Genomic DNA, 19,654 nt, shown 5'->3' with positions numbered 1-19,654 from the left:
TAAAACCGACTTCAAACCTGTGCCGCTCCACTCATGTCATGCAACGCAAATGGAGAGCGAGCCGTGAAAACCACTCTTAACCTGATTGCCCTAGCGATTGTTACTTCTGCCCCCGCTTTGGCTGCCGATAACACCCTCACTGTTTACACTTACGACTCTTTTGCCGCCGATTGGGGCCCGGGCCCGACGATCGAAAAAGCGTTCGAAGCGAAATGTGGCTGTGACGTCAACTTTGTTGCGCTGGATGATGGCGTGTCGATCCTTAACCGTCTGCGTCTTGAAGGCAAGAACAGCAAAGCGGATGTGGTGCTCGGGCTGGACAACAACTTGATGGCTGAAGCCAAAGCAACGGGTTTGCTGGCAGAACATCAGGTCGATACCCGTGCAGTTACGCTGCCAAAGGGGTGGTCTGATACGACGTTTGTCCCTTATGATTACGGCTACTTTGCTTTTATCTACAACAAAGAGACGCTGGCTAACCCGCCGAAGAGCTTAAAAGAGCTGGTGGAGCAGCGTCGCGATCTCAAAGTGATCTATCAAGATCCGCGCACCTCAACTCCGGGGCAAGGTTTGCTGTTGTGGATCAAATCCGTTTACGGCGATAGCGCCAGCGAAGCTTGGCAGCAACTGGCGAAAAAGACCGTGACGGTTACTAAGGGTTGGTCGGAAGCTTACTCTATGTTCCTCAAAGGCGAGTCGGATATGGTGTTGTCGTACACCACCTCTCCGGCTTATCACTTGATTGCGGAAAATGACGCGAAATACGCGGCGGCAGGCTTTTCTGAAGGGCACTACATGCAAGTGGAAGTGGCGGCGAAAGTGAAAAGCAGCCAAAAACAGCAACTGGCCGATGAGTTTATGCGCTTTATTTTAAGTGACGAATTCCAAGCGGCGATGCCAACGGGCAACTGGATGTATCCGGTCACCGACGTAAAACTGCCTGAGGGTTTTGACACCTTAACTGTGCCGGTGAAATCACTCAGCTTCACTCCTGAAAAGGTGGCCGAAATGCGCAAGCCTTGGATCCGCGAGTGGCAAAGCGCGCTGACGTTTTAAGGCTGCACGTTGAATTCTGTACCTAAAGCGGGCATTGGGGTCGCGGTGATGATCGCGACCTTTGTCATTGCTGCGCTGGCAGCGCTCCTCTCTACGGCGCCCTCGCTGGATGTGAGCATCATCTGGCGCGATCCTTACTATCGTCATGTCACCCAGTTCAGTTTCTGGCAGGCTTTTTTGTCGATGCTGCTCAGCGTCAGTTTGGCGATCCCGGTGGCGCAGGCGTTGGCCAAACGACGTTTTCCTGGTCGCGATCTGCTGTTGAAGCTGTTTGCCTCAACACTGGTTTTACCGGTGTTGGTCGGGGTGTTTGGTCTTTTGGCGATTTATGGCAACAGTGGTTGGTTGGTGAGTCTGTTGCAACAAGCGGGCTACTTGAACTCGTTCTCCATTTACGGTTTGAGTGGTATTTTGCTTGCTCACGTGTTTTTCAATCTGCCGTATGCCGCGCGTTTGCTGCTACAAGCGCTGGAATCGATCCCGGCAGAGCAGCATAAACTGGCTGCTCACCTCGGTATGTCACCTTGGGATAAGTTTCGTTTTGTTGAGTGGCCAAGGCTGCGTCAACAGTTGCCACATGTCGGCGGCTTGGTGTTCATGCTCTGTTTTACTAGCTTCGCCACTGTGATGGCGTTGGGCGGTGGGCCGAAATCCACCACCATTGAACTGGCTATCTATCAGGCGATTAAATTCGATTTCGATCTGCAAAGCGGGGCGATTCTGGCTATCTGGCAAATGTTGCTATGCGGCGTTTTGGCGCTGGCGCTACAAAAATTGGCGCGCCCTTTACCGGTTTCTGCTGGCAGTGGCAGCGAATCCCCTTTTTTAGTGCGCGACAGTGGCCTGCTGCGTATTTGGGACTACGTTTGGATTTTGGCTGCCACGCTTTTGGTGTTACCGCCGCTGCTGATGGTGCTGCTCTCTGGGGTGAATGGCAAAGTGGTTGAGGTGCTGGCTGATGCTCGTTTTTGGTCGGCACTTGGTGCATCACTGCAAGTCGCACTGCTTTCTGCCACGCTCGCAGTGGCGGCCGGCATGGCGATTCTCTCGTCCAGTCGCATCTGGCGCATTGGGCAACATCGCCACCGCGCAGATAGTTTGGAGATGGTGGGCACCATCATTTTAGTCACCCCGGGGCTAGTGATTAGTACGGGTGTTTTCTTGCTGCTGCGCAGCGTGACCGACGTTTTTAGCTTAGCGTTAGTGGTGGTGGTTTTGGTCAATAGCTTGATGGCGCTGCCGTACGCGATCAAAACCTTGGCTCAGCCAATGTTGCACATTGAGCAGCAGTACCAATATCTGTGTGCCAGTTTAGGTATACGCGGCCTAAACCGCTTGCGGGTGATTGAGCTGCGCGCGCTATCGAAACCGCTCGCTTCAGCGTTTGCGCTCTGTTTTATGTTTGCGATTGGCGATCTTAGCGCGATTGCGCTGTTTGGTAGCCAAGATTTTCGCACGCTGCCTTTGTACCTTTTCCAACTGCTGGGCAGTTACCAGATGGAATCGGCCGCAGTGGTCTCGCTCACTTTACTGCTGCTCAGTGTCGGCTGTTTTGCCCTGACCGAACGTCTATTTACCACCCGCGTTAGTGAGGAATCATGTTAACTCTCAATCAGGTGAAGTATTACTACCACGATGCGTTGTTTCACTTTGATCTGCAGGTCGCGCAAGGGGAGATCGTCGCGCTGATGGGCCCAAGTGGCGCGGGCAAATCGACGCTGTTGGCGCTGATCGCCGGGTTCATTGAACCGCAATCGGGCGAGATGGCGGTCAGCGGACTCTCTTTACGCAACAAGCCGCCTTATCAGCGTCCGTTTTCCATGTTGTTTCAAGAGCACAATCTCTTTTCTCATCTCACGGTGGAGCAAAATATTGCTTTGGGCTTACAGCCTGGGCTCAAATTGAGCTCTGCCGAGCACAAGCAGGTGCAACAGGCGGCAGAGCAAGTGGGCATTGCGTCTTATCTGTCGCGTTTGCCGCAACAATTGTCGGGAGGGCAACGTCAGCGAGTGGCGCTGGCAAGGTGCTTTGTGCAGCCCAATCCGATCTGGCTGCTGGATGAGCCTTTTTCGGCACTCGATCCGGTGTTGCGTGAAGAGATGTTGGCACTGGTGAAACATCTCGCCAAGGAGCGCAATATCACCGTATTGATGGTGACGCACCACGTGAGTGATGCTCGTGCGATTGCCAGCCATTTTGTCTACATTGCCAATGGTCATGTTGAGCAGTTCGGCACCATGGCGCAGTTAACCACCACGCATGCCAATCGCGCCTTAGCTGAGTTTGTCCAAGCGGGAAGTTAACGTTTGAAACGTGGATAAGAAAAAGGTTGGCACAAGGCCAACCTTTGTTTTTTACAACGATGAAGCGATTGCTTCGTCATTAAGCTGTTTAAGAACTTGGAAAATTTCGCGAAACGCTTTGGGCGGTTTGTTGTTTTGCTTCTCTTTGAGTGCGGTACGAGCAAGCTGACGCAAGCGCTGACGATCCGCAGCAGGGTAGAGTTCCACCACCTCGTCAATTGCGCTATCCCCTTCGGCAATCACGCGATCACGCAGCGTTTCTAACTTGTGCAGCACCGCCGTGTTTTGTGAATGTTTGTTGCGCAGTTTATCCAACGCCGCTTGAATCGGTTCTGGATCTTCTTGACGCATCACTTTGCCGATGTATTGCAGTTGGCGACGACGTGCTTCGTTTTTAAAACGTTGCGCATCTTTGATCGCCTCAAGCAAATCTTCACTGATCGGAAATTTCGCCAATACGGAAGGTTTGAGTTCAACCAACTCTTCCCCCAGTTTTTGCAACTCATCCATATCGCGTTTCATCTCAGATTTGCTGACTATGATGATTTCTTCTTCTGGTTCCCATGGCGCTTTTTGGTTTTTACGAGCCATCTTTTCTGCCTATGTCACTTTCTCTCAATAAGATTAGCCCCATTTTAACAAGAATCGTGGGGAGAAAGCGAAATTCTTGTTATTCTTAGCCTATCGCTCATCAAAGATTATTGAGATATGGATGTAAAACAGCAAGTTGCTCAACAGAGAATTGAGCTTGAAGCAGCCGTTGCCAGAGCGTTGGAGCTCGCGGCGCAACAGTCCGACGCAGCGGAAGTCGCGATCACTAAGACGACCGGGCTCAGTGTCTCTACTCGTTTGTGTGAAGTCGAAAATGTCGAGTTCAACAGTGATGGCGCGCTTGGCATTACCGTCTACCGTGGTCAGCGTAAAGGCAGCGCCTCGACCTCGGATCTGAGTGAAAAAGCGATTCAGCAAACCGTATTGGCGGCGTTGGATATTGCGCTGTACACCTCGGAAGATCCTTGTTCCGGCCCGGCTCCGGCCGAGTTGATGGTCAAAGATATCCCAGACCTTGATCTCTTCCACCCAGACACGCCGGATCCAGATTACGCAGCGAAGATTGCCATTGCTGCCGAGCGTGAAGCGCTGAGTTATAGCGATAAAATTAAGCAGAGCGATGGCGCAAGCTATGACAGCCACTATGGTGTGCGCGTGTATGGCAATAGCCACGGCTTGCTAGCGAGCTATGCATCGAGCCGTCACAGCATCAGTTGCTGTGTGATTGGTGAGGGCAAAAATGGTGAGATGGAACGCGATTACAGCTATACCGTGGCGCGTCATCGCGATGACATGTGGACGCCAGAGCAAGTCGGCCAAGAAGCGGCGGAAAAAACCATTCAACGCTTGGATGCGCGTAAGCTGAAAACGGGTAAGTTCCCGGTGATGTTTGCTCCGGATGTAGCCACGGGTTTGATGGGCCACTTAGTGATGGCGATCAGCGGTGGCAATCTCTATCGTAAATCTTCTTTCTTGCTCGACAAATTGGGTCATCAGGTGCTACCTGAGTGGTTCAATATCAGCGAGCGCCCGCATATTCTACGCGGTCTGGCTTCAAGCCCATTTGATAGCGAAGGCGTGTTCACTCAAGATAGAGAGATCATTACCGATGGCGTGCTGGCCACTTACCTGCTGACCAGTTACGCGGCGCGCAAAATGAACATGGCACCAACCGGTCACGCCGGCGGTATCCATAACTGGTTTGTCAAATCAACCGGGCAGACTTTTAGTCAGATGCTCAAAGAGCTCGGCACGGGGTTACTGGTTACTGAAGTGATGGGACAAGGTGTCAACGTGGTGACGGGGGATTACTCCCGTGGCGCAGCGGGTTTCTGGGTAGAAAATGGTGAAATCCAATACCCAGTGTCAGAGATCACCATCGCAGGTAATCTCAAAGAGATGTTTACGCACATTGTCGCGGTCGGCAGTGATGTGGAAACGCGCTCGCAGATTCAAACAGGCTCGATTTTGTTAGAGTCGATGAAAATCGCGGGTGAATAGCCTTCGGTTGTCTTGCTACACAAAAGCGCTAAAAACAAACAAGGTTGCCGATGGGCAACCTTTTTAATGCGTTGGATTAGGCTGGTAAAAGTCAGATCAAAATGGTGGCCAGCCCAAGAAAAACCGACAATCCGATCACATCGGTAACGGTGGTCAGTGCCATACCGCCAGCCAGTGCCGGATCGATATTCATCTTTTTCAACAAAATCGGGATAGAGACTCCGGCGATGCCAGCAACAATCAGGTTGGTCATCATCGCGGCAGAAATGATCCCACCGAGCACCCAATTGCCTTTCCACGCGACCACGATGCCGCCAATAATCAGCGCCCACATCACCCCATTGAGAAAACCAATCGCAGCCTCTTTCATCAAGAGTTCACGGCGGTTGGAGTCACCGATGTGACCCAGTGCTAAGCCACGAATCACCAGTGCAACGGTTTGGTTGCCAGCCACACCGCCCATTGAAGGCACTATGGTCATCAGGACCGCGATAGCCGCCATTTGATCCAGCGTGGCTTCAAACATGTTGGAAACAGAAGCGGCAGCAAGGGCGGCGAGCACGTTCGCGCCGAGCCAAACGCTGCGCTTTCGCGCCGATTTAACCACAGGCGCAAAGGTGTCTTCTTCATCATTCAGGCCCGCCATACTCATCATCGAGTGCTCGGCGTCTTCACGAATCACATCGACCACGTCATCGATGGTAATTCGCCCCACCAGATGGTAGTTCTCGTCAATCACCGGCGCAGAGATCCAGTTACGTCGTTCAAACAGGCTTGCGACATCGGAATCGCTGGTATCAACTGTAATGGCGTCATCGACATCTTCCATCACTTCGCTGACTTTCACGTCTGGCTGAGTAGTAATCAGCGCGGTGATAGAGAGCTCGCCTATCAGCTTACTCTCTTCATCGATCACATACAGAGCATCGGTGTTTTCTGGCAGTTCCCCTTTCATACGCAGGTAGCGCAGGACTACGTCAACGTCGACGTCACCACGAATGGTGATAACGTCGGTGTTCATCAATCCGCCCGCGGTATCTTCCGGATAGGAAAGTGCAGTTTCAACCCGTAAGCGGTCGGCTGCATCCATCTGTGCCAAAACTTCACGCGAAACGTTATCTGGCAAGCTACGCAGAACGTAAGCGACGCCATCGGTATCCATGCCTTCGGTGGCTTCAGCGAGCGCTTCAGGGGCCATTTTTGAGACAAGGTTATCTTTGACGTCTTCGCTAAGCTCATCGAGAATTTCACCGTAATCTTCAGGGTCGGTGAGCTGCCAGAGCACTTCACGACTTTTACGCGGGGAAGCTTCTAAAAGGTGGGCGATATCTTCGGGTTCCATGTCCTGAAGTTGACGGCGGACATGGACGAAGCGGCCGTTTTCCAGCGCTTCGGTGACTTCTTGGAGGGCTTGGTGAGCTTGGTCGAATTCTATTTGCTCTGCCATTGTGACCCCCTGATTCCTGGATATTTACAATGCTTTGAATAATAACTTAATTCTATACGCAAGTAACCAGAAGATGCGAGTTTCATCAACAAATCTTGCAGTGGTCAGAGCAACGCTTGCATCACATTGGCGAATTATTCACCTTCATCAAATTTGTCTTCTATCAGGTGGCAAATCGCGTCTAAGGCGACTTGTGCTTGTGGACCTTTGGCGTGAATGGTGACATATTGCCCTTGCGCCGATTCCAACATCAGCAGACCCATAACGCTGTCAGCCGCGGCGGTTTTGTCCTCTTCATTGTCGATGGTAACTTCAGCTTCAAAGCTTTGTGCCAGCTCAACCAACTTTACAGCCGCGCGTGCATGTAGACCCAAACGATTCTGTATCAATACCTTGCGACTCTGTTCCACGGCTATTCCTTGTTGCGCTTTTCTAATCCAGTGTGACGAATTCGCACTTTGTGCCCAAGCTCGGCAAAATATTCACCAATTTGCTGAGTTAAGTACACGGAGCGATGTTTTCCGCCGGTACAGCCAATCGCCACAGTGAGGTAGCTGCGATTGTTCTTTTCCAGCATCGGTAGCCAATGTTCGATAAAGCTTTCTATTTGATGCTTGAGTTCTAATACTTCTTCGTGGCGCTCCAAAAAGGCTTTGATCGGGCCATCCAGACCGGTCATGGGTCGCAGCGATGGTTCCCAATGCGGGTTTGGTAGGAAGCGCACATCAAACACATAGTCTGCGTCGGTTGGCAGGCCATATTTAAAGCCGAAGGATTCAAACACCATGATCAGTTCTTTCCGTTCATGGCCTTCGACTCGGGTGCGAATGGTTTCACTCAGTTCATGCAGTGATTGATTGCTGCTGTCGAGCAGGATATCGGCAATCTCTCGCAATGGTTTGAGGATCTTCTTCTCTTGATCAATCGCTTGATCGAGCGTGTGGGTATGTTCACCCTTAGAAAGTGGATGGATGCGGCGAGTTTCACTGTAGCGCTTGAGCAAGGTCTCTTTATCGGCATCGAGAAAAACCACCGAAACATCAAGGCTCTCTTTGAGCTTCTTTAAGGTCTCGGAAAGCTCCTTCATGCGTTTGGGAATGTTGCGAATATCGATACTGACCGCGACATTTTGCTTGCTTTCGGCGATGGACTGAACAAACGCGTCAAGCAGATTGACTGGCAGGTTATCGACACAGTAGTAACCGAGATCTTCCAGAACGCGCAAAGCAACGCTTTTGCCGGCTCCGGAGTGTCCACTGACGATGATGAGTCGCATCGCTTAGGCGTCCTGTTGCTCGCTGACCATGATGTCGTACAACTCTTGGTCGCTTTTGGCATTGCGCAACATTTTCAGCACCTGCTTGTCGCTCAGGCGTTCTGCCATGGAGGAGAGGGTTTTCAGGTGTTCTTTGCACTGTTCTTCTGGCACCAAAAGCGCAAACAGAAGGTCGACTGGACGGTTGTCGATGGCGTCAAACTCTATCGGTTGTTCACATTGCAGTAAAACGGCGACCGCGTGGTCAGCAGATGTCATGCGTGCGTGGGGAATGGCAATACCGTTACCGATACCCGTGCTGCCCATTTTTTCTCGGCTGAGCATGCACTCAAACAAGGCAGTGGAATCTTGGCCAGTGTGTTCTGCAACCAGGTTGCTGATGATTTCGAGGGCTCTTTTCTTGCTAGAGCACTGAACTGCACTCTTGGTGCAGTTCAGTGAAAGTATTGTGCTAAGTTGCATGGTTAATGACTGTTAAGTTTTTCTTTGTGTTTGTTTAACTGGCGGACGAGTTTATCGACCAGGGAGTCTATGGCAGCGTACATGTTTTCATCGTCGGATGAAGCATGAATTTCGCCGTGGTTTACGTGGAGCGTAGCTTCAGCGATTTGGTGAATTTTTTCAACTTTGAGGACCACTTGGATACTGTTGATGTGGTCAAAAAATCGCTCAAGTTTATCAAACTTGGAGTGAACATAGTCTTGCATTGAATCGGTAAGATCAACGTGATGGCCTTGGATATTGATTTGCATAGACTTTCCTTTTCAGTTGTGGCCTAAAGCAGGCGTTTGCGCTGACTTGAAGGGGCAATGCCTAAGGACTCCCGGTACTTGGCAATTGTTCGCCGAGCGACTTGAATCCCTTGGTCAGCCAGTAGCGCAGCAATTTTGCTATCACTCAACGGTTTGGCAATGTTTTCTGCCGCCACCAGTTTTTTGATGAGTGCGCGGATTGCTGTCGATGAACACTCTCCTCCGTTGTCGGTACTCACATGACTGGAGAAGAAATACTTCAATTCAAAAATCCCTCTGGGGGTATGCATGAACTTTTGTGTAGTCACGCGGGAGATGGTCGACTCATGCATCTCAACCGCCATAGCCACATCATTCAGCACCATGGGCTTCATAGCTTCTTCCCCATACTCGAAGAAATCGTGCTGATGTTCAACTATGCATCGTGCAACTTTGAGCAGTGTCTCGTTTCTACTCTCTAGGCTTTTTATTAGCCATTTTGCTTCTTGCAAATTGCTGCGAATGTACTGACTGTCGGCGCTGTTTCCGCGTCCCAACTGGGCGTATTGCTGATTCACTTTAAGCTTTGGAATGCTGTCGGGATTGATCGCCACGCTCCACTTACCGCTCTCTTTGAACACAGACACATCGGGAATGACGTACTCGGCTTCGGTCGGGTTGATCTTGCTCCCTGGTCTGGGATCTAGCTGCTGGATCAGTTTCAGTGCTTCGCGTAGATCTTCTTCTTTGAGCTTAGCCTCTTTGACGATCAGCTTGTAGTCACGGTTGCCTAGTGCTTCAATGTGCTCCAGCAAGATTAATTTGGCTTCAGACAACCATGGCGTTTCGGCAGGAAACGTGGCGAGTTGTAACAGTAGACACTCTTGCAGGTTTTGCGAGGCGACACCAAGCGGGTCAAATTGCTGAATGCGTTTTCTCACCGCTTCCACTTCATCCAGCTCAATGTCGCTGCTGTTTAGGCTTTCTAAAATCTCTTCTGGGCTGATGGTTAAGTAACCTGTGTCGTCCACGGCGTCGATGATGGCAAAGGCAATCATGCGATCGGTTTCACTGAACGGCGTAAGGTCGAGCTGCCACGATAGGTAGTCGTGCAGGGTTTCGGTGGTTTCCCCTTGATACACAGGCATGTCGTCGTCTAAGGCGATACCGGTATTACCTGTATTCGCGCTGTAAACATCATCCCAAGTGGTATCGATTTCCAGCTCGTTGCTGATTTCGGATTTCTCTATGATGTCTGAGCTGTCCGGCAAGTCGACTTCGGCGCTGAAATCATCAGAATCGTTCCCTTCATTGCTGGGCTTGTCTTCATGGTTAGCTTGTGGCTCGTCATGGCTCTCCTCGACTTCAAGTAGAGGGTTGGATTCCAGTGCTTCCTGTATTTCCTGTTGAAGATCCAATGTCGACAGTTGCAGCAAGCGAATAGCCTGCTGAAGCTGCGGCGTCATGGCTAACTGTTGACCTAGCTTGAGTTGTAATGAGGGTTTCATTCAGTATTACTTACCTTGTTATTCCCAGAATCTGCCGTTGTTTATTTAATCATAGTCGGAATTGTTCGCCGAGATAAACTTGTTTTACTTGCTCATTGTTGAGAACTTGTTCCGGGGTCCCTTCGGCGATCAGGTGCCCTTGACTGACGATATACGCTTTCTCACATACGTCCAGTGTTTCGCGTACATTGTGGTCGGTGATCAGCACGCCAAGGCCGCGATCGCGCAGATGTTCAATGATCTTTTTGATGTCGATGACGGAGATAGGGTCAACACCAGCAAACGGTTCGTCCAGTAGGATGAACTGAGGATTGGCCGCCAGAGCACGGGCGATTTCGACTCGGCGCCTCTCGCCGCCAGATAACGCCATGCCCGCACTTTGTCGAATATGCTGAATGTGAAACTCTTCCAACAGATCTTCGAGTTTGTCTTGGCGTTCTTCGCGAGTGAGCTCGTTGCGCGTTTGCAACACGGCCATGATGTTGTCTTCCACAGAAAGCTTGCGAAAAATCGAGGCTTCCTGAGGAAGATAACCAATGCCTAATTTAGAACGGCTGTGCATCGGTAGAATACTGATGTCTTGATCGTCAATACTGATGGTGCCAGCATCGCGTGGTACTAGGCCCACAATCATGTAAAAAGAGGTGGTTTTGCCTGCACCGTTGGGCCCAAGCAAGCCAACGATCTGCCCTGATTCGACTTGCAAGCTGACGTCAGTGACGACTTTTCTCTTTTTGTAGCTCTTAGCGAGATTTTTTGCTCTCAGAACGGCCATGTTAGTTATTCGCCTGACTTGGTTGTAATACGGTAGTGACACGCTCGTTGTGTGAGCTGTCAGCAATCAATTTCTGCTGCGCGATTTGGTATTTGATCGACGAGCCTTTGATGACGTTACCATCTTGAGACAGCTCCGCCTGACCAAGCATCACCAGTTGATCGGAAGTGACTTCGTAATCCAACTGGTTGGCTTTGCCACTGAGGGTGCGGCCATCGTCAGTCAGTTGTGAAAATGTCGCAGGTTTACCAAAGGCCTCAATTTTATGAATGGCATTTTTTTCTTTGTCGCGGGTAACGACAATCCGCTCGGCGTTAATGCTAATGCTGCCTTGTTTGAGCGAGACATTCCCTTCAAAAATGACCTGATTGCTGCGCATATCTAATTGTTGAGAATTAGAATCGATGTAGACAGGTTGCTGAGTATCCGATTTGAGCGCAAAGGCACTTGGGGCAGCTAAAACGAATGCAAAGAGGCTAAGGTGTAAGGGTCTCATATCTACCTTGAACTTTATTATACAGAGTGGCGGTATTGGTTTGCAGGTTGCCTTGCATTGCCGCTCCGCTTGTTTCAAATTGTGGGCCTACCAGCAGGACTTGCTGATCGGCGCGAAAATCACGATTGGCCAGATCTATCTCCAGCTTGGCGGTGGCTAGGGTATCAAAACCCGCATCCGGCAACAGATTTTGCATCAGCACATTATCGTAAAGCGTCAGAACCTGTTTGTCGTTCAGTACCGCGCGTTTGGCGCTGACTTTCCACTCTAACGCTTCGCCGTCACGGTAGATAGCCAGTGTCGGATTCTCAAAAATGGTATCACCGCTTTTGGCGTAATGATCTAAATGTGACGATGCTATCTGGTGACTGCGTTGGCCATATTCATTGTAACTGGTGTTCTTGAGAGCCGTACCGCTGAACATGGGCAGTTCAAGATTCGGCGCCACTTGAATCGTCTGTGCTTCACGTTGACTATATAAGTAATAAGCCGACCAAGAAGCAACAAAAAAGAGCAACACATATAGGATGCGAGCGACATTCATATACTCAAACCTTTATGAACATCCAGCTCATCGCGTGCCTGCAAAATCAGATCACACACTTCGCGAACAGCACCGTGACCGCCTTTGATTCGGGTCACATAGTTGGCACGTTGAGCGAGCAGTGGGTGACCATCGGCAACACACACTTTGAGCGCGACTTTTTCCATTACTGGCCAGTCTATCAGATCGTCACCAATATAACCTGTCTGCTGTGGGCTGATGGACAATTTGTCACAAATATCAGCATAGGCTTTCACTTTGTCATCTTGCCCTTGATAAATCAGGGAAATGCCTAAGGCTTTCATCCGATTTTCAACGATTTGTGAGCGGCGGCCCGTGATGATGGCGATTTCAATGCCGGCGTTCATCAACGATTTCACGCCATAGCCATCACGAGTATGGAACGTTTTCAACTCTTCGCCGTCGTTACCCATGTAGATAAGGCCATCGGAAAAGACCCCATCCACATCGCAGATCAGTAGTTTGATTTCTTTGGCGATAGCAAAAACCGCCGACTCGACAGGGCCGTATAGCGTTTCAACAGAATGGGTCATTACATCACTCCGGCTTTAAGAAGGTCGTGCATGTTCAGCGCGCCGACCAATTTACCGTGTTGGCACAGCATCAGGCCGTTTATTTTTTTCTGCTGCATCAAATTAAGTCCTTCGACTGCCAGCAGATTGGGATCCGCGACGGTTGGATGCTCTGTCATGACGTCGCCAATTTTCGCACTGTGAATGTCGATACGCTTATCGAGAATGCGACGTAGATCGCCGTCGGTAAAAATACCGAGTAAGTGGTCACTTTCATCGACAATCGCTGTCATGCCAAGGCCTTTTTGCGAAATTTCCAACAGCGCATCGCGCACCAAAGCCTCTGGGTTAACTTTAGGCAAGGCGTGACCTGTGTGCATAATATCGGACAACTTAAGCAGCAGTTTTCTCCCCAGTGCGCCGCCAGGGTGTGACAGGGCGAAATCTTCGGCGGTAAAGCCTCTGGCTTGCAAAAGCGCAACCGCAATCGCATCACCCATGACTAAGGTGGCGGTGGTGCTGGTGGTCGGCGCGAGGCCAAGTGGACACGCCTCTTCTGGCACGGTGATCTGCAGATGGAAATCCGCCAGTTTGGCCATGGTTGAACTTGGATTACCAGTCATGCTGATAATGCGGATGTTCAGCCGTTTGAGAACCGAAAAAAGCGCGAGGATTTCTGAAGATTCACCTGAGTTGGAAATCGCAAGCACGATATCACCGCGTTCAATCATACCTAGGTCGCCATGCGCGGCTTCACCAGGATGCACAAAAAATGCCGAGGTGCCGGTACTGGCAAGCGACGCCGCAATCTTTTTGCCGATGTGACCCGATTTGCCCATGCCCATCACCACCACTTTGCCTTGATTGTGCAGCATTAGCTCGCAAGCTTGTTCAAACTGCTGATCAAAGTATTGCGCGAGCTGTTCTAGCCCGCGGATTTCCGTGGTCAAAACTTGCTGTGCGACGGTGCGATAATCAAACGAAAGTGCCATGTTTACTCCTCAGCGGATCGATTAAGCGGCCATGTTCATCAATAGATAGCTTTGATAAGCGACAAAACAGATCATCAGGATGCCGCCTTCGATGCGATTGATACTGCGAGATTTGCCGAGCGCCATGACAACAAGCAACAACGAGATAGCTAGCATCACCCAGAAATCGCGTCCCATCGCGTATTCGCTTAACACGGATGGGTTGAGAATGCCCGGCAATCCCATCACCGCAAGAATATTAAACACGTTAGAGCCAATAATGTTGCCCACCGCCATGTCATCTTCGCCTTTAAGTGCCCCAGCGAGAGAGGCGGCGAGTTCTGGCAGACTAGTGCCGACCGCGATAATGGTCAGGCCGATGACCAGATCACTCATCCCAAAATGTTTGGCAATCACGACGGCATTATCGACCAGCATATCCGCGGCCAGAGGCAGCAATATCAGGCCGACGACGATCCACAGGCCCGCTTTGCCGTTGCTCACCCCTTGTGGGATTTCCGACTCCTGCTCGTCTAAGAATGCATCGCCGCGCTGTTGCTCTTTTTTGCTGATCTGCAGCATGGCAAATAAAAACACGCCGAAGAGAGCAAACAGCAGAATGCCTTCGTAAAAGCCTAAGTGACTGTCCCAAAGTAAAATACCAGACAGCACAGTCACGGCGATCATCAAAGGCAGCTCACGACGCACAATCGCGGAGCTGATTGACAGCGGCTTAATCAAAGCGGTGATGCCGAGAATTAAGGCGATGTTGGCAATATTTGAACCCAATACGTTCCCCACCGCGGTGTCGGTTTTGCCGTCTAACGCCGCCGTAGCCGAAACCATCATTTCTGGTGCCGATGAACCCATGGCCAAAATGGTCATACCGATCACCAGCGGTGAAATGCCCATGTTGCGAGCTAAAGCCGCAGAACCAAACACAAGTTTGTCTGCACTCCAGACCAGTAGAACAAGACCGACGATAAGTAGCGCGATGGCTTCGAGCATGATGATTCCCAGAAAGTTGTATTGAGTTGAAGGTTTAACCGCTAATTTTGACTTTTTGAGCGAAAAAAGGGAAGACAAACAAGTAACAAATTACGACTGGATTAGGATTTCGTTAGCGCTTTACACCGCGGGTTGAGCATTCGTGTATGCTTTACCTCTGCTATTCTGCAGAGGATTACAGCGCCAGTTTGTGTGCAATATGTAACTATTTTGTGCGAGTTATTTAATCGAACAGTGCTTTTAATTACTAACTATTCTGCTTATGATGGCAACTCAAATTGACGACCCATCTAATAAACACTGACAAGAGAGACTATGTCGAACAACGATTTAGTGACCATAAAAGGGCTGACTTTCTCCCGAGGCCAGCGGCTGATCTTTGATCACGTTGACCTTGAGGTGCCGAAAGGCAAAGTCACCGCGATCATGGGGCCGTCCGGAATTGGTAAAACCACCTTATTGCGTTTGATCGGCGGACAAATTTTGCCCGAAGCGGGCGAAATCTGGTTTGATGGTGACAATATCCCGGCGTTATCGCGCAGTAAGCTCTATCAAGCGCGCAAGAAAATGAGCATGCTGTTCCAATCTGGGGCGCTGTTTACCGATCTCAATGTGTTTGACAACGTCGCTTTTCCGCTGCGCGAGCACACCCAATTGTCTGAAGAGCTGATTCGCACCTTAGTGCTGTTGAAGCTCGAAGCGGTTGGTCTGAGAGGGGCAGCAAGCTTGATGCCAAGTGAACTCTCCGGTGGCATGGCTCGCCGCGCGGCGTTAGCACGTGCGATTGCGCTCGATCCGGATTTGATCATGTTTGATGAGCCATTTGTCGGCCAAGATCCGATCACCATGGGGGTGTTGGTAGAGCTTATTCGCAATCTCAATCAGGCGCTTGGGGTGACCTCTATCGTTGTTTCCCATGACGTTCCTGAAGTGATGAGCATTGCTGATTGGGTCTACCTGCTGGCCGATGGTAAGGTGATTGCGAAAGGTACGCCGGAGGAGCTGCGAGACAACCGCGATCCGCGTGTCCAGCAATTCTTGCAGGGTGACGCCGATGGCCCAGTGCCGTTTCGCTTCCCCGCCCAGAGTATTGAGAAGGATTTATTTGACCATGTCTGAATTAATCAACTTTGTCTCCGGGGTCGGGCGTCGTTTTATGGCGATTTGCGAGTCATTTGGACGGGCGAGCCTGATGTTGTTCGGCGCCGTATTCACACGCCCGCAACCCCTAAGAAACCTGCCATTGTTAGTTAAGCAAGTTCATAGTGTCGGCGTGCAATCGCTGGCGATCATCGTGGTTTCAGGCCTGTTTATCGGCATGGTGCTCAGTCTGCAAGGGTATGTGATTCTGGTCGATTACGGTGCCGAAGGCAGCTTAGGGCAGATGGTGGCGCTCTCGCTACTGCGTGAGCTTGGCCCTGTGGTCACGGCATTGCTGTTTGCCGGACGAGCCGGCTCGGCACTCACCGCTGAAATTGGTTTGATGAAAGCCACCGAACAGCTATCCAGCATGGAAATGATGGCGGTCGATCCGCTGAAGCGGGTTATTGCGCCTCGTTTGTGGGCTGGGCTTCTCTCCATGCCGCTGCTGGCGATGATTTTTATGGCCGTCGGCATCTGGGGCGGTCAATTGGTCGGTGTCGACTGGAAAGGCATTGATCATGGCAGTTTCTGGTCGGCGATGCAGGCTTCGGTTGAGCTTGGGCAAGATATTGGCAATAGCATGATCAAATGCGTTGTCTTTGCTATCACCGTGACTTGGATAGCGTTATTTAATGGATACGATGCCATTCCAACTTCGGAAGGCATTAGCCGTGCGACAACGCGCACGGTGGTACACTCTTCTTTGGCGGTACTGGGGCTTGACTTCGTACTGACCGCACTGATGTTTGGGAACTAATCATGCAACAAACACGCAAAACAGAATTATGGGTTGGCAGTTTCGTCTTAGCAGGAATTTGCGCAATATTAGTAATGATTTTTCAGGTTGCTGACGTAAAAAGTTTGGGTTCAGGCGATAGTTACGCACTTAAAGCCGAGTTCGATAATATTGGCAGCCTTAAAGTGCGTTCACCAGTAAAAGTGGGGGGCGTGGTGATTGGTCGAGTCTCTTCTATCGAGCTTAACCCGCAGACCTTAGTGCCGATTGTCACGCTCTCAATCAGCCGCCGCTACGACCAGTTTCCAGAAACGTCCAGTGTGCAGATTTTAACTTCAGGACTGATTGGCGAGCAGTATATCGGTCTGGTGCCAGGATTTGTCTTTGATGACGAGCAAATGCTCAAAGATGGCGACTTCATTGAAGATACCAAGTCAGCCTTAGTGTTAGAGGATTTGATAGGACAAGTGCTCTACAGCGTAGGAAACAAAGAAGAATCGAAGAAGGAATGATTATGTTGCAACGTTTATTCGCGGCCGTCGCGTTACTGCTGCTGAACGTCAATGTCTCAGCACAAGAGATCGATAAAACCGATCCCTACAAGATGATGAAACAAGTTTCTCAGGCCACATTTAACCGCTTGGCCGCCGATCAAGCGCTGATTCAGAAAAATCCTGAGCACCTCAAAGTAGTGGTTGAAGAAGAATTAATGCCTTACATCAACGACAAATACGCGGCACTCAAATTATTAGGTACCAATTTGAAAGGGGCAAAGCGGGAAGATGTGGGTGAGTTTATTACCGCGTTTCGTGCTTACTTGGTGACTTCTTACGCCCAAGTACTCACGCAATATACCGATCAGAAAGTGGTGTTTGGCCCAGAGCCACCACTGGACGACACCAAACGCATTACTAGCATTAAGGTCGATATCATTGATTCCCCAAGGCCGAACATCAAACTGGAGTTCAAGCTGCGTAAAGAAAAAGATGGTGAGTGGCAAGCGTTTGATATGGTGGCAGAAGGGATCAGCCTACTTTCTAGCAAACAATCTGAGTGGAATGGCAAAATTCGCCAAGAAGGCGTGTTGGCCGTTGCAAAAGAACTGGAACAGTTGGCGGCGCAGCCTATCCGCTTCGAGGTAAAAAATTAATGGCGCAGGCACAATGGCAGCAAATCGCTGCAGATAAAATCGCTCTTCACGGAGATTTAGATCGTGACGAAGTGCCGTCATTATGGCAATTTGCCCAGGATTGGAAGCCCGGTGCGACGCAGGTGGAATGCTCTTTGGCCGAGATCAAACGGGTGGATTCTGCCGGAATGGTGATGCTAATTCACTTAATAGAGCATGCAAAACGACAAAACTGTCATATAATGCTCAGTTTCGTGCCAGCGCAGTTGCGCACACTGTTTCAACTAAGTAACGTCGAAACCGTGGTTGCCGGACATATTCAAAGTTATCAGGGGTAAATTGTGGATAGCGCAAAAGTACAGCAGTTACTAGAAGAAGCACTGAGCCTTGAAGAGGTGCATGTAAAAGGTGAAGGTAGCCACTATGAAGTGGTTGCTGTGGACGCTCGTTTCGCTGAAATGAGCCGCGTTAAGAAACAACAGATGATTTACGCACCTCTTATGGAGTACATCCAGCGGAATGATATTCACGCTGTCTCGATTAAAACTTACACGCCAGCTGAATGGGCCCGTGATAAGAAACTGATGTCTCTGTAAAGGTTTAGTAATGGAAAAGTTTCGTGTTATTGGGTCAACCAAGCCGCTTAGTGGTGAAGTGACCATCTCTGGGGCTAAAAACGCCGCACTGCCGATTTTGTTTGCTTCGATTTTGGCTGAAGAGCCTGTTGAAGTGGCCAATGTTCCTCACCTGCGTGATATTGATACCACCATGGAACTGCTCAAACGCCTTGGCGCGAAAGTCGAGCGCAATGGTTCTGTGCATGTTGATCCTAGCTCAATTACTGAATACTGCGCGCCGTATGATTTGGTCAAAACCATGCGTGCTTCGATTTGGGCACTCGGTCCGCTGGTCGCGCGTTTTGGTCATGGTCAAGTCTCTTTGCCTGGTGGTTGTGCGATTGGTGCCCGTCCGGTGGATTTGCATATCACTGGCCTGGAGCAACTGGGTGCGACCATCACGCTGGAAGATGGTTACGTGAAAGCAACCGTCGATGGCCGCTTACAAGGCGCTCACATCGTGATGGATAAAGTGAGTGTCGGTGCAACCATCACCATCATGTGTGCCGCGACCTTGGCACAAGGTAAAACCGTGCTGGATAACGCCGCGCGTGAGCCGGAAATTGTCGATACTGCCAAATTCCTTAACACGCTCGGCGCGAAAATTTCTGGCGCGGGCACTGATACCATCACCATTGAAGGGGTTGAACGCCTTGGTGGCGGGCGTCATGCGGTGGTCGCTGATCGGATTGAAACCGGTACTTTTTTGGTCGCAGCGGCTGTATCTGGCGGGAAAGTGGTGTGTCGTAATACCAATGCCCATCTTTTGGAAGCGGTATTGGCCAAACTAGAAGAAGCGGGTGCGCTGGTGGAAACTGGCGACGATTGGATTTCGGTCGATATGACTGGGCGTGAGCTCAAAGCCGTCAATGTTCGTACCGCACCCCATCCGGGTTTCCCAACCGATATGCAAGCTCAGTTCACTTTGCTCAACATGATGGCAAAAGGTGGCGGCGTGATCACCGAAACCATCTTTGAAAACCGCTTTATGCACGTTCCTGAGCTAATGCGTATGGGAGCGAAGGCCGATATCGAAGGTAATACCGTTATCTGTGGCGATGTGACTCGTTTGAGTGGTGCACAGGTGATGGCGACCGATTTGCGTGCTTCGGCCAGTTTGGTGATTGCGGGTTGCATCGCCAAAGGGGAGACGATCGTTGATCGCATTTACCATATCGACCGTGGCTACGACAAAATTGAAAATAAACTCAATGCATTAGGTGCAAATATTGAGCGTTTTCGTGAGTCAAGCTAAACTGCCTTGATTCAACTAGAGCCGAAACTCAAGTTTCGGCTTTTTTATGAGCCGCTTCCCGCAGCAAATCAATT

24 protein-coding genes are annotated in these 19,654 nt (G+C 50.4%); 11 read left to right on the top strand and 13 right to left on the bottom strand.

The window, feature by feature from the left end; genetic code table 11:
• Positions 1 to 63: 63 nt before the first annotated feature.
• From thiB to thiQ, 3 genes are read left to right on the top strand one after another with little or no spacing between them, the layout of a single operon-like run.
• Positions 64 to 1,056 (top strand): thiamine ABC transporter substrate binding subunit, encoded by a 993-nt coding sequence (gene thiB / locus EA26_RS18875; RefSeq protein WP_039430701.1) that lies wholly within the window; start codon positions 64 to 66, stop codon positions 1,054 to 1,056.
• A gap of 9 nt (positions 1,057 to 1,065) precedes the next feature.
• The gene (gene thiP / locus EA26_RS18870; protein ID WP_039430698.1) at positions 1,066 to 2,661 is read left to right on the top strand and encodes a thiamine/thiamine pyrophosphate ABC transporter permease ThiP; all 1,596 of its coding nucleotides are present in this window, start codon (positions 1,066 to 1,068) and stop codon (positions 2,659 to 2,661) included.
• The gene (gene thiQ, locus EA26_RS18865) at positions 2,655 to 3,359 is read left to right on the top strand and encodes a thiamine ABC transporter ATP-binding protein (protein ID WP_039430695.1); all 705 of its coding nucleotides are present in this window, start codon (positions 2,655 to 2,657) and stop codon (positions 3,357 to 3,359) included. Before thiP ends, thiQ begins: the two co-directional genes overlap by 7 nt.
• Positions 3,360 to 3,410: 51 nt before the next feature.
• Here thiQ and yjgA read toward each other — a convergent pair whose 3' ends face one another.
• Positions 3,411 to 3,950, bottom strand: coding sequence for a ribosome biogenesis factor YjgA (gene yjgA / locus EA26_RS18860; protein ID WP_039430691.1), 540 nt, complete (start codon positions 3,948 to 3,950; stop codon positions 3,411 to 3,413).
• Positions 3,951 to 4,067: 117 nt separating this feature from the next.
• On the opposite strand from yjgA, the gene pmbA reads away from it, so the two are divergent.
• Positions 4,068 to 5,411, top strand: coding sequence for a metalloprotease PmbA (gene pmbA / locus EA26_RS18855; RefSeq protein ID WP_039430689.1), 1,344 nt, complete (start codon positions 4,068 to 4,070; stop codon positions 5,409 to 5,411).
• 91 nt (positions 5,412 to 5,502) lie between these two features.
• On the opposite strand, the gene mgtE is transcribed toward pmbA, so the two are convergent.
• The 12 genes from mgtE to EA26_RS18795 all read right to left on the bottom strand — a co-directional run bounded on the left by mgtE (position 5,503) and on the right by EA26_RS18795 (position 14,700).
• Positions 5,503 to 6,858 (bottom strand): magnesium transporter, encoded by a 1,356-nt coding sequence (gene mgtE, locus EA26_RS18850; RefSeq protein ID WP_039430686.1) that lies wholly within the window; start codon positions 6,856 to 6,858, stop codon positions 5,503 to 5,505.
• A gap of 134 nt (positions 6,859 to 6,992) precedes the next feature.
• Positions 6,993 to 7,268: an HPr family phosphocarrier protein gene (locus EA26_RS18845; RefSeq protein ID WP_039430685.1), complete on the bottom strand. Its 276-nt coding sequence runs from the start codon at positions 7,266 to 7,268 to the stop codon at positions 6,993 to 6,995.
• Positions 7,269 to 7,270: 2 nt separating this feature from the next.
• Positions 7,271 to 8,134 carry an RNase adapter RapZ gene (gene rapZ / locus EA26_RS18840; protein ID WP_039430682.1) on the bottom strand — a complete coding sequence of 288 codons (864 nt, stop codon included), beginning with the start codon at positions 8,132 to 8,134 and terminating at the stop codon, positions 7,271 to 7,273.
• A gap of 3 nt (positions 8,135 to 8,137) precedes the next feature.
• On the bottom strand, positions 8,138 to 8,596 hold the full coding sequence (ptsN, locus tag EA26_RS18835; protein WP_039430679.1) for a PTS IIA-like nitrogen regulatory protein PtsN: 459 nt from the start codon (positions 8,594 to 8,596) through the stop codon (positions 8,138 to 8,140).
• Between the two features lie 2 nt (positions 8,597 to 8,598).
• A complete protein-coding gene (gene hpf / locus EA26_RS18830; RefSeq protein WP_039430676.1) occupies positions 8,599 to 8,886 on the bottom strand; it encodes a ribosome hibernation promoting factor in 288 nt (95 codons plus the stop codon).
• Positions 8,887 to 8,909: 23 nt separating this feature from the next.
• Positions 8,910 to 10,373 carry an RNA polymerase factor sigma-54 gene (locus EA26_RS18825; RefSeq protein ID WP_039430674.1) on the bottom strand — a complete coding sequence of 488 codons (1,464 nt, stop codon included), beginning with the start codon at positions 10,371 to 10,373 and terminating at the stop codon, positions 8,910 to 8,912.
• A 49-nt stretch (positions 10,374 to 10,422) separates the two neighbouring features.
• Positions 10,423 to 11,148: an LPS export ABC transporter ATP-binding protein gene (gene lptB, locus EA26_RS18820; RefSeq protein WP_039430672.1), complete on the bottom strand. Its 726-nt coding sequence runs from the start codon at positions 11,146 to 11,148 to the stop codon at positions 10,423 to 10,425.
• 1 nt (position 11,149) lies between these two features.
• Positions 11,150 to 11,644 (bottom strand): lipopolysaccharide transport periplasmic protein LptA, encoded by a 495-nt coding sequence (gene lptA, locus EA26_RS18815; RefSeq protein ID WP_039430670.1) that lies wholly within the window; start codon positions 11,642 to 11,644, stop codon positions 11,150 to 11,152.
• On the bottom strand, positions 11,625 to 12,188 hold the full coding sequence (gene lptC, locus EA26_RS18810; protein ID WP_039430667.1) for an LPS export ABC transporter periplasmic protein LptC: 564 nt from the start codon (positions 12,186 to 12,188) through the stop codon (positions 11,625 to 11,627). Before lptC ends, lptA begins: the two co-directional genes overlap by 20 nt.
• Positions 12,185 to 12,742 (bottom strand): 3-deoxy-manno-octulosonate-8-phosphatase KdsC, encoded by a 558-nt coding sequence (kdsC, locus tag EA26_RS18805; protein ID WP_039430664.1) that lies wholly within the window; start codon positions 12,740 to 12,742, stop codon positions 12,185 to 12,187. The genes lptC and kdsC overlap by 4 nt, the downstream gene beginning before the upstream one ends.
• Complete coding sequence (kdsD, locus tag EA26_RS18800) at positions 12,742 to 13,713, bottom strand: arabinose-5-phosphate isomerase KdsD (RefSeq protein ID WP_039430663.1); 972 nt, start codon at positions 13,711 to 13,713, stop codon at positions 12,742 to 12,744. The genes kdsC and kdsD overlap by 1 nt, the downstream gene beginning before the upstream one ends.
• Before the next feature lie 21 nt (positions 13,714 to 13,734).
• Complete coding sequence (locus tag EA26_RS18795) at positions 13,735 to 14,700, bottom strand: calcium/sodium antiporter (RefSeq protein ID WP_039430660.1); 966 nt, start codon at positions 14,698 to 14,700, stop codon at positions 13,735 to 13,737.
• Positions 14,701 to 15,015: 315 nt separating this feature from the next.
• Here EA26_RS18795 and mlaF point away from each other — a divergent pair, with 315 nt between their 5' ends.
• From mlaF to murA, 7 genes are read left to right on the top strand one after another with little or no spacing between them, the layout of a single operon-like run.
• Positions 15,016 to 15,819 carry a phospholipid ABC transporter ATP-binding protein MlaF gene (gene mlaF / locus EA26_RS18790; protein ID WP_039430658.1) on the top strand — a complete coding sequence of 268 codons (804 nt, stop codon included), beginning with the start codon at positions 15,016 to 15,018 and terminating at the stop codon, positions 15,817 to 15,819.
• Positions 15,812 to 16,600, top strand: a complete 789-nt coding sequence (mlaE, locus tag EA26_RS18785; protein ID WP_039430654.1) for a lipid asymmetry maintenance ABC transporter permease subunit MlaE — start codon at positions 15,812 to 15,814, stop codon at positions 16,598 to 16,600. The genes mlaF and mlaE overlap by 8 nt, the downstream gene beginning before the upstream one ends.
• 2 nt (positions 16,601 to 16,602) lie before the next feature.
• The gene (gene mlaD, locus EA26_RS18780) at positions 16,603 to 17,091 is read left to right on the top strand and encodes an outer membrane lipid asymmetry maintenance protein MlaD (RefSeq protein ID WP_039430653.1); all 489 of its coding nucleotides are present in this window, start codon (positions 16,603 to 16,605) and stop codon (positions 17,089 to 17,091) included.
• Positions 17,092 to 17,093: 2 nt separating this feature from the next.
• Positions 17,094 to 17,729, top strand: a complete 636-nt coding sequence (locus EA26_RS18775) for an ABC transporter substrate-binding protein (protein WP_039430650.1) — start codon at positions 17,094 to 17,096, stop codon at positions 17,727 to 17,729.
• The gene (locus EA26_RS18770) at positions 17,729 to 18,046 is read left to right on the top strand and encodes an STAS domain-containing protein (RefSeq protein WP_039430647.1); all 318 of its coding nucleotides are present in this window, start codon (positions 17,729 to 17,731) and stop codon (positions 18,044 to 18,046) included. The genes EA26_RS18775 and EA26_RS18770 overlap by 1 nt, the downstream gene beginning before the upstream one ends.
• Before the next feature lie 3 nt (positions 18,047 to 18,049).
• A complete protein-coding gene (gene ibaG, locus EA26_RS18765; RefSeq protein ID WP_039430645.1) occupies positions 18,050 to 18,304 on the top strand; it encodes a BolA family iron metabolism protein IbaG in 255 nt (84 codons plus the stop codon).
• 10 nt (positions 18,305 to 18,314) lie between these two features.
• Positions 18,315 to 19,580, top strand: coding sequence for a UDP-N-acetylglucosamine 1-carboxyvinyltransferase (gene murA / locus EA26_RS18760; protein WP_039430643.1), 1,266 nt, complete (start codon positions 18,315 to 18,317; stop codon positions 19,578 to 19,580).
• The last annotated feature ends 74 nt before the right edge of the window (positions 19,581 to 19,654 follow it).

Origin of the sequence: Vibrio navarrensis, assembly GCF_000764325.1 — a bacterium.
GTDB classification, from domain to species: Bacteria; Pseudomonadota; Gammaproteobacteria; order Enterobacterales; family Vibrionaceae; genus Vibrio; species Vibrio navarrensis.
Note: the sequence above shows the minus strand (reverse complement) of the source record. Positions and strands in the feature narration are given on the sequence as shown.

What these genes read in the sequence shown, in the direction of transcription:
- pmbA (WP_039430689.1), top strand. Translation starts at nt 4,068, where the DNA reads ATGGATGTAAAACAGCAAGTTGCTCAACAGAGAATTGAGCTTGAAGCA.
- murA (WP_039430643.1), top strand. Translation starts at nt 18,315, where the DNA reads ATGGAAAAGTTTCGTGTTATTGGGTCAACCAAGCCGCTTAGTGGTGAA.
- yjgA (WP_039430691.1), bottom strand. Translation starts at nt 3,950, where the DNA reads ATGGCTCGTAAAAACCAAAAAGCGCCATGGGAACCAGAAGAAGAAATC.
- ptsN (WP_039430679.1), bottom strand. Translation starts at nt 8,596, where the DNA reads ATGCAACTTAGCACAATACTTTCACTGAACTGCACCAAGAGTGCAGTT.
- rapZ (WP_039430682.1), bottom strand. Translation starts at nt 8,134, where the DNA reads ATGCGACTCATCATCGTCAGTGGACACTCCGGAGCCGGCAAAAGCGTT.
- mlaD (WP_039430653.1), top strand. Translation starts at nt 16,603, where the DNA reads ATGCAACAAACACGCAAAACAGAATTATGGGTTGGCAGTTTCGTCTTA.
- EA26_RS18825 (WP_039430674.1), bottom strand. Translation starts at nt 10,373, where the DNA reads ATGAAACCCTCATTACAACTCAAGCTAGGTCAACAGTTAGCCATGACG.
- EA26_RS18795 (WP_039430660.1), bottom strand. Translation starts at nt 14,700, where the DNA reads ATGCTCGAAGCCATCGCGCTACTTATCGTCGGTCTTGTTCTACTGGTC.
- mlaF (WP_039430658.1), top strand. Translation starts at nt 15,016, where the DNA reads ATGTCGAACAACGATTTAGTGACCATAAAAGGGCTGACTTTCTCCCGA.
- hpf (WP_039430676.1), bottom strand. Translation starts at nt 8,886, where the DNA reads ATGCAAATCAATATCCAAGGCCATCACGTTGATCTTACCGATTCAATG.
- mgtE (WP_039430686.1), bottom strand. Translation starts at nt 6,858, where the DNA reads ATGGCAGAGCAAATAGAATTCGACCAAGCTCACCAAGCCCTCCAAGAA.
- kdsD (WP_039430663.1), bottom strand. Translation starts at nt 13,713, where the DNA reads ATGGCACTTTCGTTTGATTATCGCACCGTCGCACAGCAAGTTTTGACC.
- lptC (WP_039430667.1), bottom strand. Translation starts at nt 12,188, where the DNA reads ATGAATGTCGCTCGCATCCTATATGTGTTGCTCTTTTTTGTTGCTTCT.
- mlaE (WP_039430654.1), top strand. Translation starts at nt 15,812, where the DNA reads ATGTCTGAATTAATCAACTTTGTCTCCGGGGTCGGGCGTCGTTTTATG.
- kdsC (WP_039430664.1), bottom strand. Translation starts at nt 12,742, where the DNA reads ATGACCCATTCTGTTGAAACGCTATACGGCCCTGTCGAGTCGGCGGTT.
- lptA (WP_039430670.1), bottom strand. Translation starts at nt 11,644, where the DNA reads ATGAGACCCTTACACCTTAGCCTCTTTGCATTCGTTTTAGCTGCCCCA.
- EA26_RS18770 (WP_039430647.1), top strand. Translation starts at nt 17,729, where the DNA reads ATGGCGCAGGCACAATGGCAGCAAATCGCTGCAGATAAAATCGCTCTT.
- thiQ (WP_039430695.1), top strand. Translation starts at nt 2,655, where the DNA reads ATGTTAACTCTCAATCAGGTGAAGTATTACTACCACGATGCGTTGTTT.
- EA26_RS18775 (WP_039430650.1), top strand. Translation starts at nt 17,094, where the DNA reads ATGTTGCAACGTTTATTCGCGGCCGTCGCGTTACTGCTGCTGAACGTC.
- lptB (WP_039430672.1), bottom strand. Translation starts at nt 11,148, where the DNA reads ATGGCCGTTCTGAGAGCAAAAAATCTCGCTAAGAGCTACAAAAAGAGA.